14 protein-coding genes are annotated in these 12,104 nt (G+C 70.0%); 6 read left to right on the top strand and 8 right to left on the bottom strand.

Features of this window, described 5'->3' with window-relative positions; translation table 11 throughout:
• Nucleotides 1–533: 533 nt before the first annotated feature.
• A complete protein-coding gene (locus IE198_RS27715) occupies nt 534–1,184 on the bottom strand; it encodes a DNA-3-methyladenine glycosylase (RefSeq protein WP_189891372.1) in 651 nt (216 codons plus the stop codon).
• 110 nt (nt 1,185–1,294) lie between these two features.
• Between IE198_RS27715 and IE198_RS27710 the strand changes: the two genes are divergently transcribed.
• The 3 genes from IE198_RS27710 to IE198_RS27700 all read left to right on the top strand — a co-directional run bounded on the left by IE198_RS27710 (nt 1,295) and on the right by IE198_RS27700 (nt 3,360).
• The gene (locus IE198_RS27710; protein ID WP_189891370.1) at nt 1,295–2,077 is read left to right on the top strand and encodes a sporulation protein; all 783 of its coding nucleotides are present in this window, start codon (nt 1,295–1,297) and stop codon (nt 2,075–2,077) included.
• 44 nt (nt 2,078–2,121) lie between these two features.
• Complete coding sequence (locus tag IE198_RS27705) at nt 2,122–2,658, top strand: YbhB/YbcL family Raf kinase inhibitor-like protein (protein ID WP_189891368.1); 537 nt, start codon at nt 2,122–2,124, stop codon at nt 2,656–2,658.
• 192 nt (nt 2,659–2,850) lie between these two features.
• Nucleotides 2,851–3,360 (top strand): HNH endonuclease, encoded by a 510-nt coding sequence (locus tag IE198_RS27700; RefSeq protein ID WP_189891366.1) that lies wholly within the window; start codon nt 2,851–2,853, stop codon nt 3,358–3,360.
• A 49-nt stretch (nt 3,361–3,409) separates the two neighbouring features.
• Here IE198_RS27700 and IE198_RS27695 read toward each other — a convergent pair whose 3' ends face one another.
• The 4 genes from IE198_RS27695 to IE198_RS27680 form a co-directional block, all read right to left on the bottom strand.
• Nucleotides 3,410–4,183, bottom strand: coding sequence for a sulfite exporter TauE/SafE family protein (locus tag IE198_RS27695; protein WP_189891364.1), 774 nt, complete (start codon nt 4,181–4,183; stop codon nt 3,410–3,412).
• Nucleotides 4,184–4,262: 79 nt separating this feature from the next.
• Nucleotides 4,263–5,219, bottom strand: a complete 957-nt coding sequence (locus IE198_RS27690) for an SPFH domain-containing protein (protein ID WP_100106479.1) — start codon at nt 5,217–5,219, stop codon at nt 4,263–4,265.
• A 115-nt stretch (nt 5,220–5,334) separates the two neighbouring features.
• The gene (locus IE198_RS27685; RefSeq protein WP_189891362.1) at nt 5,335–5,763 is read right to left on the bottom strand and encodes an NfeD family protein; all 429 of its coding nucleotides are present in this window, start codon (nt 5,761–5,763) and stop codon (nt 5,335–5,337) included.
• A gap of 128 nt (nt 5,764–5,891) precedes the next feature.
• Nucleotides 5,892–6,683 carry an ABC transporter ATP-binding protein gene (locus tag IE198_RS27680; RefSeq protein ID WP_189891360.1) on the bottom strand — a complete coding sequence of 264 codons (792 nt, stop codon included), beginning with the start codon at nt 6,681–6,683 and terminating at the stop codon, nt 5,892–5,894.
• A gap of 154 nt (nt 6,684–6,837) precedes the next feature.
• On the opposite strand from IE198_RS27680, the gene IE198_RS27675 reads away from it, so the two are divergent.
• Nucleotides 6,838–7,632, top strand: coding sequence for an Rv1486c family protein (locus tag IE198_RS27675; RefSeq protein WP_189891358.1), 795 nt, complete (start codon nt 6,838–6,840; stop codon nt 7,630–7,632).
• A 287-nt stretch (nt 7,633–7,919) separates the two neighbouring features.
• Here the strand turns inward: IE198_RS27675 and IE198_RS27670 are convergent, their stop codons facing one another.
• The 3 genes from IE198_RS27670 to IE198_RS27660 all read right to left on the bottom strand — a co-directional run bounded on the left by IE198_RS27670 (nt 7,920) and on the right by IE198_RS27660 (nt 10,110).
• Nucleotides 7,920–8,168: a chaplin family protein gene (locus IE198_RS27670; protein ID WP_189891356.1), complete on the bottom strand. Its 249-nt coding sequence runs from the start codon at nt 8,166–8,168 to the stop codon at nt 7,920–7,922.
• 162 nt (nt 8,169–8,330) lie between these two features.
• Nucleotides 8,331–8,972 (bottom strand): response regulator, encoded by a 642-nt coding sequence (locus IE198_RS27665; protein ID WP_189891353.1) that lies wholly within the window; start codon nt 8,970–8,972, stop codon nt 8,331–8,333.
• The gene (locus tag IE198_RS27660) at nt 8,965–10,110 is read right to left on the bottom strand and encodes a GAF domain-containing sensor histidine kinase (protein ID WP_189891351.1); all 1,146 of its coding nucleotides are present in this window, start codon (nt 10,108–10,110) and stop codon (nt 8,965–8,967) included. Before IE198_RS27660 ends, IE198_RS27665 begins: the two co-directional genes overlap by 8 nt.
• A gap of 184 nt (nt 10,111–10,294) precedes the next feature.
• On the opposite strand from IE198_RS27660, the gene IE198_RS27655 reads away from it, so the two are divergent.
• The gene (locus IE198_RS27655) at nt 10,295–10,990 is read left to right on the top strand and encodes an SDR family NAD(P)-dependent oxidoreductase (RefSeq protein ID WP_189891349.1); all 696 of its coding nucleotides are present in this window, start codon (nt 10,295–10,297) and stop codon (nt 10,988–10,990) included.
• On the top strand, nt 10,987–12,090 hold the full coding sequence (locus IE198_RS27650; protein WP_189891347.1) for an S-adenosylmethionine:tRNA ribosyltransferase-isomerase: 1,104 nt from the start codon (nt 10,987–10,989) through the stop codon (nt 12,088–12,090). Before IE198_RS27655 ends, IE198_RS27650 begins: the two co-directional genes overlap by 4 nt.
• The last annotated feature ends 14 nt before the right edge of the window (nt 12,091–12,104 follow it).

The following is a 12,104-nucleotide window of genomic DNA, read 5'->3' as shown; positions in this document are numbered from 1 at the left end:
ATCAAACTCTCCATGAATGTTTACCCGTGATCGGGTGACACATCCGAGAGCGGAACAACCGGTCGGACTAAGACCGGTCGTTCACAGCGTCCTCGCTGTGATTGCCACCCCGCAAGCGGGATGGACTTTTTCAAAGGAACCTCGACCATCCGAAGATGGACGGGGTATCAACATATCTGGCGTTGATTTTTGGCACACTGTTGAGTTCTCAAGGAACGGACGCTTCCTTTGTACTCACCCTCGCGGGCTTTCCTCCGGGCGCTTCCCTTCGGTCTTGCGTTTCCGACTCTATCAGATCTTTCCGATCCGATTTCCTCGGTGCTTTCCGGCCCTTTCGGCCTTCCGGCGTGTCCACGACTTTAGCCGATTTCCCGGGCGACTCATAATCGAGTCGTCGGGATTGAATTTCGGCATGCCGAAATCGCACCCAATTGGGTTCGTCATAAGTAAGTGGATGGCCGCTTCGGAACTGCTGAACAGCAGTGCTCCGTCTCAAGCGGCTCGGGCTACGTTAGGCGTCCGCCGTGTCCGAGTCAAGTTGCGCTGCGGCCTCTGCGGCGCGGCACATGGGCCCGGTAGGGGCTCACCGTCGGGTCGCCGTCGATCCAGAAGCGCCAGGGGTGGAAGGCGCCCTCTCCGCCGACCCCGGTACGCGGACCGTTCCGCACCTGGTCACAGGAGGGCCGGCAGCCCGGAAGGAGAGACAGGGGCTCCTCGGGGCCGAGGCAGAAGTCGGCGCCGTTCAGTGCGCGGTCGACATCGAGGGCAGCGGCCAGGCGGGCAGGGCCTTTGGCCAATTCCTTGTCGTGACGGGCCGAGAGTCGACGTTTGCGGGTCAGCTCCGCGCCCACTCTTACCTCGCCGGCGCGCAGCAGGACTCCGCTCGCTCTGCCCTCCGGGCCGCACACCACATTGAGGCAGTGCCACATGCCGTATGTGAAGTAGACGTACGCATGGCCCGGCGGGCCGAACATGACCTCGTTGCGGGCGGTGCGGCCCCGGAAGGCGTGCGAGCCGGGATCGGCTTCCCCCGCGTAGGCCTCCACCTCGGTGATGCGCAGTTCGATGGGGCCGTCCTCGGTCAGGCGGGTCAGGGTGCAGCCGAGGAGGTCCGGGGCGACCTCCAGGACCGGGCGGTCGAAGAAGTCCCGGGGCAACGGCGTACGGTCGGAGCTCTCGATCATCGCGTTCGAGCGTACCGGGACGCAGTGGAACCGCGGAGAGAGCCGGGGAACCGACTACGGTCGTCCGGCGTATGTAGGCGTGTGTAGGGGTCGACCCAGAAGGAGTGGACATGGGCTTCAAGAGGCTGCTTGCAAGCATGGGCGCCGGCGGTGCCTCCGTGGAGACGGAGCTGACGGAGGCGAACGTCGTCCCCGGTGGGGTCGTACAGGGTGAGGTGCGAATCCAGGGCGGTTCGGTGGACCAGCAGATCGAGGGGCTGTCCGTCGGTCTGCAGGCGCGCGTCGAGGTCGAGGGTGGTGACCAGGAGGTCAAGCAGGACATCGAGTTCACCAAGCAGCGCCTCGGCGGCGCCTTCGAGGTGAAGGCCGGGGCTGTGCACGTGGTGCCGTTCGGCCTGGAGATTCCGTGGGAGACCCCGATCACCACGATCGAGGGGCAGTTGCTGCGTGGGATGAACATCGGTGTCACGACGGAGCTGGAGATCGCGCGCGCCGTGGACTCGGGCGACCTCGACCCGATCAATGTGCACCCGCTGCCGGCGCAGCAGGCGATCCTCGACGCCTTCATTCAGCTCGGTTTCCGTTTCAAGAGCGCCGACATGGAACGCGGTCACATCCGCGGGACGCGCCAGCGGCTGCCGTTCTACCAGGAGATCGAGTTCCTCCCGCCGCAGCAGTACCGCGGGCTCAACCAGGTGGAGCTGACGTTCGTCGCCGACGACCGGGAGATGGACGTCGTGCTGGAGATGGACAAGAAGCCTGGTCTGTTCAGTGAGAGCAGCGACTCGTACAAGGCGTTCAAGGTGGGTCACGAGGACTTCCGGGCGACCGACTGGGCGGCTTACCTCAACCAGTGGCTGGCGGATGTCGGCGGGCGTCGCAACTGGCTCTAGGCTCGGGGCGAAAGAGGCAGGACGGCCGAATCGGAGGGTTTGACGTGACCGAGCTCAAGAGGGCTCCGCTTCCCCACGACTTTCATCCGGCGGTGCCTTCGTTCACGCTGGTGAGCGATGACATCGAGCCGGGATCGGTGCTGAAGGACGCGCAGGTGCAGTCGGCGGGCAACACCTCGCCGCATCTGCGCTGGGAGGGTTTCCCGGCGGAGACCAGGAGCTTCGCCGTGACATGCTTCGACCCGGACGCGCCGACCGGCAGCGGCTTCTGGCACTGGGTGCTGTTCGACCTCCCCGCGTCGGTGACGGAGCTCCCGGCGGGGGCGGGGACCGGAAAGTTCGAGGGGCTGCCCGAGGGCGCGGTCCATGTCCGCAACGACTACGGGTCGAAGGACTTCGGCGGAGCCGCTCCACCGGCCGGGGAGAACCACCGCTATGTCTTCACCGTGTACGCGGTGGACAGCGAGAAGCTCGGGCCCGATGCCGATGTCTCGCCGGCGGTCGTCGGCTTCAATCTGCGTTTCCACACGATCGCCCGTGCCCAGCTGATCGGCGAGTACGAGGCTCCGGCGCACAGCTGAAAGTTCGCTTCACGTTTGCCCTGCCCTGGTCCTGGAGAGATCAGGGCAGGGCAGTTTTGTCGCCGGGGGTCTTGGTGTCCTCCCCCGGCAAGGCACAGATATTGCGTTGTCCATCTCGGCGCGCCCGGCCAGAGTTGATCCAAGGCTGATGCCCGCCGACGGGGGCCGGGCCGGCGAACGGAGGTGGGCAGGATGCGGGACACACTGGTGCTCAATGCGAGCTTCGAGCCGCTGTCGACGGTAACGCTCAACCGCGCGGTGGTGCTGGTGCTCCAGGACAAGGCCGTGGTCGAGCAGTCCCACCCGGCGCTGCGTGTGCGTGCGGCGGCGGTCGACCTTCCGGTGCCCCGGGTGATCAGGCTCTGCAGATACGTACGGGTGCCGTTCCGAAGACAGGCGCCGTGGTCCAGGCGGGGTGTGCTGGTGCGTGACCAGCACCGGTGCGCGTACTGCGGGCGCCGTGCCACGACGGTGGACCACGTGGTGCCGAAGTCGCACGGTGGCGCGGACAGCTGGCTGAACACGGTGGCCTCGTGCGCTGACGACAATCACCGCAAAGCGGACCGTACGCCGGAGCAGGCGGGGATGCCGCTGCTGCACGAGCCGTTCGTTCCGTCGCCGGCGGAGGCGATGCTGCTGGGGCTCCGGTCGGGCGAGCGTGACGCGCTGCCGGACTGGCTGTCGGCGCAGTCCGCGGCGTAAGGACGGGTTCTCGAGGCCCGCCCCCGTCTTGGGGGCGGGCCTCCTCGTGTCAGCGCAGGAGCAGTTGGACGATGGCGAGGCTGCCGACGACGACGACGAAGCCGCGCAGCACATTGGGCCTGAGCCTGCGGCCGATGCGGGCACCGAGTTGTCCGCCGATGGTGGATCCGACGGCGATGAGCAGGACGGCGGTCCAGTCGAATTCGGCGACGAAGAGGAAGAAGACGGCGGCGACGCCGTTGACGACGGCGCCGAGGACGTTCTTGACGGCGTTCATGCGCTGGAGGCTGTCGTCGAGCAGCAGTCCCATGAGGGAGAGGTAGAGGATTCCCTGCGCGGCGCCGAAGTAGCCGCCGTAGGCGCTGGCGAGGAGCAGCCCGGCGTGGAGGGCGGGCCCGCCGTGCGGGTGCGGCTCGGTGCCCTGTGATTCCCGGCGGCGCTGCACGGCCTTGGCGACGCGGGGCTGGAGGATGATCAGGACCAGCGCGAGGGCGATCAGTACGGGGACGATGGTGTCGAAGGCGTCCGACGGCAGGGCGAGAAGCAGGACGGCGCCGGCCAGGCCGCCGACGAGCGCGGTGCAGCCGAGGCGCAGCACCCGGGCGGTCTGGCCGCGCAGTTCGGCGCGGTAGCCGATGGCTCCGCTGATGGAGCCCGGCACGAGGCCCAGCGCGTTGGAGACGTTCGCGGTGATGGGCGGCAGTCCGGTGGCGAGCAGTACCGGGAAGGTGATCAGGGTGCCGGAGCCCACGATGGTGTTGATGGTTCCGGCTCCCACGCCGGCCGCGAATACCGCCAGTACTTCCCAGATGGACAACGCCATCTCCTTACATGGTCCGTGAGTCACCTCCCCGCCATCAAGGTCGAGGGGCCTCACCGATCATGCATGAAGGAGCGCGGGGTCAGTCGATGGGGGGCTGCTCGCGCCGTTCGGTGCCGTTGCCGCCGGTCTGCTTGGGTACGGAGCCGCCGCCCATGCCCGCCATCGGGTTGAAGTTGCCCATGGCGCCGCTGAGACCCTTGAGGGCGTCGCCGATCTCGCTGGGGACGATCCAGAGCTTGTTGGCGTCGCCCTCCGCGATCTTGGGGAGCATCTGCAGGTACTGGTACGCGAGGAGCTTCTGGTCGGCGTCGCCGGCGTGGATGGACTCGAAGACCGTACGGATGGCCTGGGCCTCGCCCTCCGCGCGCAGGGCGGCCGCCTTGGCCTCACCTTCGGCGCGCAGGATCGCCGACTGCTTCTCACCTTCGGCGGTCAGGATCTGGGACTGCCGGATGCCTTCGGCGGTGAGGATCGCGGCGCGCTTGTCACGGTCGGCACGCATCTGCTTCTCCATCGAGTCCTGGATGGAGGTGGGCGGCTCGATGGCCTTGAGCTCGACGCGGTTGACGCGGATTCCCCACTTGCCGGTCGCCTCGTCCAGGACGCCGCGGAGGGCCGCGTTGATCTCCTCGCGGGAGGTCAGGGTCCGCTCGAGGTCCATGCCGCCGATGATGTTGCGCAAGGTGGTGACGGTGAGCTGCTCGATGGCCTGGATGTAGCTGGCGACCTCGTAGGTCGCGGCCCGGGCGTCGGTCACCTGGTAATAGATGACGGTGTCGATGTTGACCACCAGGTTGTCCTGGGTGATCACCGGCTGGGGCGGGAAGGGGACGACCTGCTCTCGGAGGTCGATGCGGTTGCGGATGGAGTCGATGAACGGGACGACGATGTTGAGGCCCGCGTTGAGGGTGCGGGTGTAACGTCCGAAGCGCTCGACAATGGCGGCGCTGGCCTGTGGGATGACCTGGATCGTCTTGATCAGGGCGATGAAGACCAGCACCACCAGAATGATCAGGACGATGATGATCGGTTGCATCGCGTTCCCTGTGCCCTTCGCTGCCGAATGAGTCCGATGATCAGTTTCCCAGAACAGGGGCCGCAATGGGGGGAGTTCGGTCCCTTCGGCCCGGAAGGGGCCGGATGCCGGTGCTTCACATCACCACAGCGGTGGCCCCGTCGATCTCGACGACGTCGACCTGCCGGCCCTCTTCGTAGGCCATGGTCGCGTCCAGGGCGCGGGCGGACCAGATCTCACCGGCCAGCTTGATACGGCCGCCGTTGCCGTCGACCCGTTCGAGGACGACGGCCTGACGGCCCTTCAGGGCGTCGACCCCGCTGGCGAACCGGGGACTTTGGGACCTGTGCCGCATCGCGATGGGCCGTACGACGGCGATGAGCGCCACGGACACCGCGGCGAACACGAGCACTTGGGCCACCATCCCGCCGCCGACCGCCGCGACGACGGCCGCGGCCACCGCACCGGCGGAGAACATTCCGAATTCCGGCATGGCGGTCAGCACGAGCGGAATGCCCAGTCCGACCGCGCCGATCAGCCACCACACCCATGCGTCGATGTCCACATGGGCATGGTAGGTCCGCCGGACGCGGTGGGGACAGGGGGCGAGGCCGGTCCCTGTTGGAGGATCAGGGTCGGACACGTCCTGCTTGTCCGGCCCGGGGGCAGTTCCGCCGAGCTGAGGCCCGGGCCTCAGCCGAGCGGGAGGCCCTGGGCCGACCAGCGCTCACCGCTGCGCTCGAGGAGGAGCGGCAGGCCGAAGCAGAGCGACAGGTTGCGCGACGTCAGTTCGGTCTCCATCGGACCGGCAGCGAGCACCTTGCCCTGACGGATCATCAGGACGTGGGTGAAGCCGGGTGCGATCTCCTCGACATGGTGCGTGACCATGATCATGGAGGGGGCGTACGGATCGCGGGCGAGCCGGCCCAGCCGGCGGACCAGGTCCTCACGGCCGCCGAGGTCGAGGCCGGCCGCGGGCTCGTCGAGGAGCAGCAGTTCGGGGTCGGTCATCATGGCGCGGGCGATCAGGGTGCGCTTGCGCTCGCCCTCGGAGAGGGTTCCGAACCTGCGGTCGAGGTACTCGGTCATGCCGAGGCGGTCGAGGAACGCGCGGGCGCGCTGTTCGTCGACCTCGTCGTAGTCCTCGTGCCAGGTCGCGGTCATGCCGTATGCGGCGGTGAGTACCGTCTGCAGCACGGTCTGGCGCTTGGGGAGCTTCTCGGCCATGGCAATGCCGGCCATGCCGATGCGGGGCCGCAGGTCGAAGACGTCGACGCCACCGAGGCGCTCGCCGAGGACCTGCACCTTGCCGGCGGTCGGGAAGAGGTAGCTGGAGGCCAGATTGAGCAGGGTGGTCTTGCCGGCGCCGTTCGGGCCGAGAATGACCCAGCGCTCGCCCTCCTTGACCGACCAGGAGACGTCGTCCACCAGAGCCCGTCCGTCGCGGACCACGGATACGTCCACCAGCTCCAGTACATCGCTCATGAGCGCGTAGTCTCCCCATGCAGTCGTCTTGAGGTGTTCGGGTGCGATTCGGTTCTTTTGTGCACCTCGCGCACCTGTGGGCACACCACCCAGGGAAAACCTACGCCACCGGGTGAGTGCTCCGGTCGCCCGGTCCGGTCCCTAGGCTGGTGCCATGCTTTCGGAACCACGCTCAGGACGGCTGGCCGCATGGGGAAATGCCCTACTTGCCGGACTTGTATCACCTGACAACGCCGTTCACGCGATCGTCGGCGACGACGCGGTGCACCGGGTCGAGGGCCTCCCCGGAGAAGCGGCACCGGTCGGTCTCACTCTGGCGCTCGGGCGGCTGCGCGCGCTCGGCGTGACCGGCTTCCGGGTCGCACTCCCGGCCGCGGGCCACCCCCTGGGCCTCAGCGGCCCGCCGGAGTTCAACGCCCGGGCACTCGAGGCGGAGGAGGCGGTGGTCGCGACGGGCGCGGCGTACGGGCTGGTGCCCGAGGTGTACGAGGCGGGCCCGGCCGGCGACCTCCATGTAGAGGTGGTCTGGCACTGCCTGCAGGTGCGGGAGGCCCCGCCCGCGGACGTGCCCTCGCTCGGCGAGGCGGAGCGCGAGCTCGCGGAGGCGCTGCGGGACGCGACGGCGGCACTGACACGGCTCGACGTCGCCGCGTCGGGCCCGGTCGCGGAGGCGGCGCTCGACGCGTACCGGGCGCGGGCGGAACGGAGCGCGGCCGCCGAGACACTGGCCCCTGGCTATCCGCCGCGTGCGGTACGGGTGTTGGAGATGGCGCAGCGGATCGGGGTGCTGATCGCTCTGGCGTACGAGAACGGCCACGGCGGTGCGGTGAGCGCGTCCGAGATGGCCGCGCGGGGGGAGGCGCTGCGGCCGGTGGAACGGGTGGCACGAAGGGCGCAGGTGGCGGCGTACAACGCGTGCGTGGAGGAACGGGAGCGGGGACGGGGCTGACGCGCACCGCTGCGCGGTGTTCGGGGCCACCCCTGAACCAGCGGCCTGGGGACCTCCGCCCGCAGCCCGCGCCTCCAACTGCGACGGGGACCCGTCCGGCGACCCCGGGCACCGTGCGAAACCCGGGACGGGGTCCAAGGCGGAGCCCCGGGTTCGGGAAGGGGCCGGGCGGCGCAGCGCGGGGACTCGGCCCGCCGCAGGCGCCACCCGCCACGCAACACACGCAGGGGCACACCCGTAGGGCCCCCGGACGCTGCCCGGGGACCCGCGGATGCGAGACCCGCGCGTCAGCCGTTGAAGCCGCCGTTGCCGAACGCGGGGTTCAGGAGGCCGATCACGTTCACCGTGTTGCCCACGACGTTCACCGGCACGTGGACCGGGACCTGAACCGCGTTGCCCGACAGGACGCCCGGGGACTGCACGGCCTGGCCGTGGGCGTGGGCGCCGCCGGTGGTGGCCGAGGCGACACCCGAGCCCGCGGCGACGAGGCTGCCGGCGATCATGGTCAGGGCTGCGGCCTTCTTCAGGTTCTTCACTTCGTCATTCCTCCTGAGCACTCGCCGCGGCCGGCGGCCGCAGCACGCCATGGAGAACGCCAAGGAGCGGATCAGGATGCGCCGCATGGGTGACATCCACCCGACAGTATGAATCTCGGACCGGAGTCCGAGATTCCGTACAACCAAGGGGCCTGCGGCGCGTCAGCGCGCCATCCCGTGCCGCACCGCCCACAACGCCGCCTGCGTCCGGTCCGCCAGGTCGAGCTTCATCAGGATGTTCGAGACGTGCGTCTTGACCGTCTTCTCCGACAGGACCAGCGCCCGCGCGATCTCCCGGTTGGAGCGCCCGTCCGCGATCAGGCCGAGGACCTCGCGCTCCCGTTCCGTGAGGCTGCCGCCGCGGCCGGTGCCGCTGCCCGGGTCGTCGGCCAGCAGCGCGCCGGCGATCTCCTGCTGCAGCAGCACATGGCCCGCGTGCACGGAGCGGATCGCACCGGCCAGCGCCTCGGGGTCCACGTCCTTGTACACATAGCCCGCGGCGCCGGCGCGCAGCGCGGGGACCACCGTGCGCTGCTCGGTGAAGCTCGTGACGATCAGCACCTTTGCCGGGTTGGCCAGCTCCCTCAGTTTCCGCAGGGCGTCGATCCCGTCCATGCCCGGCATCTTGACGTCCATGAGGACGACGTCCGGTCGCAGCTCCTCGGTGAGCGCGACGCCCTGTGCGCCGTCGCCCGCCTCGCCGATGACCTCTATGTCGTCCTGGACCTCCAGGAACGTGCGCAGGCCGCGCCGCACCACCTGATGGTCGTCGACCAGCAGGACACGGATCCTCTTGTCAGCCACCGGGGACCTCCATCTCGACCGTGGTGCCCTTGCCGGGCTCCGACTCGACGGTCAGCCTGCCGCCGACGCCGCTCGCCCTGTCACGCATGGAGACCAGCCCCAGGTGCCGCCCTGCCCTGCGGACGGCTCTCGGCTCGAAGCCCTTGCCGTTGTCCGTGACGGAGAGGACCGCGCCCTGGCCGCGGCGGATCAGCAGCACGTCCACCTCTTCCGCGCCGGAGTGGCGCAGCGCATTGTGCAGGGCCTCCTGCGCGACTCGCAGCAGCGCCTCCTCCTGGGTGGCCGGCAGGGCCCGTATTCCGCAGGTGTCGAAGGTGACGCGGGCACTGTGGGCGCGGTCGAGGACCTGGATCTGGGTGCGGAGGGTGTTGACGAGGCCGTCCTCGTCGAGCGCGGCGGGGCGCAGCTCGACGACGGCGGCGCGCAGTTCGTCCGCGGCCTCGGCCGCGAGCTGCGCCACCTGCTGCAGCTCGCCCTTGGCCCGGTCCGGGTCGCGGTCCACGAGTGCGGCGGCCGCCTGCGCGGTCAGCCGCAGGGAGAACAGCTTCTGGCTCACGGCGTCGTGCAGTTCGTGGGCGAGGCGGGAGCGCTCCTCCGCGATGGTGAGCTCGCGGCTGCGCTCGTAGAGACGCGCGTTGGTGAGGGCGATCGCGGCGTGCTGGGCGAGGATGCCGAGCAGTTCCTCGTCCTCCTCGGTGAAGCCGCAGCCGCCCTCCGGCTTGGGACACCGCTTGTTGGCGAGGAACAGGGCGCCCATGATCTCGTCTCCGTCCTTCACCGGCAGACCGAGGAAGTCGGACATGTCGGGGTGGGCGGAGGGCCAGCCCTCGAAGCGCGGGTCCTTGCGGACGTCGGCGAGCCGCTCGGGCTTCGCGTCGCGGAGCATCGAGGCGAGGATGCCGTGCTGGCGGGGCAGTGGGCCGATCGCCTTCCACTGGGCGTCGCTGACGCCGTCGACGACGAACTGGGCGAAGCCTCCGTGGTCGTCGGGCACGCCCAATGCGGCGTACTCGGCGTCGAGGAGCTCGCGCGCGGAGGCCACGATCGTCTTCAGTACGTCGCGTACCTCGAGATGCCTGCTCATCGCGAGGAGTGCGGTGCTCACAGCCGCGAGACCGGAGCCGGGTCGGTGACTCATGCCACTCACCGTACCGGCGGGGTGTGACAGTCCGTATCCGACCGGGGACCGCACCCGATCAGGGCTGCGGACGTAGGTCGAAGTGCCTTGCGGAGTGGGGACCGGGGCACGAGGCGGCGGACGACGGTGCGTTCCTACGTTGAGTCCATCCACAGAGGCGGCATTCAGCAAGGAGATGGGCACCATGCCGGTAGCAGTGATCACTGGGGCGTCGAAGGGGCTGGGCCGCGCACTGGCGGCGGCCTTGGCGGAGCGGGGCTGGGACCTCGTGCTGGGCGCAAGGACCGCGGACGTACTGATGGAGAGCGCCCGGTACGCGGGGCGTCACGGGACACGCGTCGTGGCGGTGCCGGGGGATGTCACGGACGCCGGGCACCGCACGGAGCTGGTGGCGTCCGCCCGGGAGCTGGGCGGCCTGGACCTGCTGGTGAACAACGCGAGCGCGCTGGGCGCCGAGCCGCTGGTGCGGCTGGACGTGCTCCCGGTGGCGGGGCTGCGGGCGGCGCTGGAGACCAATGTGGTCGCGGCACTCGGCCTCGTACAGGAGGCGTTGCCGCTGCTGAGGAAGTCGCCGACGGGTGCGGTGGTGGCCGTCAGTTCGGACGCGGCGGCGGAGGCGTACGAGACCTGGGGCGGTTACGGAGCCTCGAAGGCGGCGCTCGACCACCTCGCCGCCGTGCTCGCGGTCGAGGAGCCCGGGCTGCGGGTGTGGAGCGTCGATCCGGGCGACATGCAGACGGACCTGTACAGGGCGGCGGTGCCGGAGGACACGGATCCGCGTCCCTCGCCCGGGTCCGTGGCGCCCGGTTTCCTGCGCCTGCTCGAGCAACGGCCGGCCAGCGGCCGGTACGCGGCGCCCTCGTTGCTGGAGACCCGATGAAGCCTGGGCCGGGCGCCGTGCCGCCCCTGGAGACGCTGCGTGTGCCGGACGAGCTGTCCGCCCGGGTGCCGGCGGAGCAGCGGGGCGCGGGGCGCGACGACGTACGGCTGCTGGTCTCGCGCGGAAGTGAGGTGTCGCACCACCGCTTCGGGGAGCTGCCGGGCCGACTGCGGGCCGGTGACGTGCTGGTCGTCAACACGTCGGCCACTCTGGCGGCCGCCGTGGACGGGCGGCTCGGCGGGCGGGCGGTCGTGGTGCACTTCTCGACCCGCGGGGACGGAGGGCGCTGGGCGGTTGAGCTGCGCCGGCCGGACAGGTCCGGCAGCACGGCGCCGCTGGCCGGCGGCCCGCCGGGGGCCGTCGTACGGCTGCCGGGTGGGGGCGAGCTGGTGCTCGAGGAGCCGCTCGCTCCGGGGGCGGATCGCCTGTGGTGGGCCTCGGTGTCCGGGGACGTACCGCGGCTGCTGCGGCGGTACGGCAGACCGATCCGGTACGGGTACACGGCGAGGGACCAGCCGCTGTCCGCGTACCAGACGGTCTTCGCGCTTCCCTCCCCCGACGGCTCGGGCTCTGCGGAGATGCCGAGCGCCGCCCGCCCCTTCACGGCCCGGATGGTGGCGGAGCTGGTGAGCCGGGGGGTGCAGTTCGCCCCGCTCGTCCTTCATACGGGCGTGGCGTCGGCAGAGGCCCATGAGCCGCCGTACCCGGAGCGCTTCGGCGTCCCGGCGACCACGGCGTGGCTGGTGAACGCGGCACGCGCGGCGGGCGGCCGGATCGTGGCGGTCGGCACGACGGCCGTACGGGCCCTGGAGTCGGCCTCCGACCCGGGTGGCCTGGTCCGGCCGGCCTCGGGCTGGACGGACCTGGTGGTGACGCCGCGGCGTGGGGTGCGGGCGGTGGACGGTCTGCTGACGGGGCTGCACGAGCCGGAGGCGTCGCACTTGCTGATGCTGGAGGCGATCGCCGGCCGGGCCGCTCTGACCTGCGCGTACAGCGAGGCGCTGGGACACCGCTACCTCTGGCACGAGTTCGGCGACGTCCACCTCGTCCTCCCGGAGGAGAAGCCTCACTCACAGGATTGCTCTCGCAACACTTGGTGAGCCGGCTTCCTGGT

This window comes from Streptomyces xantholiticus, from assembly GCF_014651015.1.
Lineage (GTDB): Bacteria > Actinomycetota > Actinomycetes > Streptomycetales > Streptomycetaceae > Streptomyces > Streptomyces xantholiticus.
Note: the sequence above shows the minus strand (reverse complement) of the source record. Positions and strands in the feature narration are given on the sequence as shown.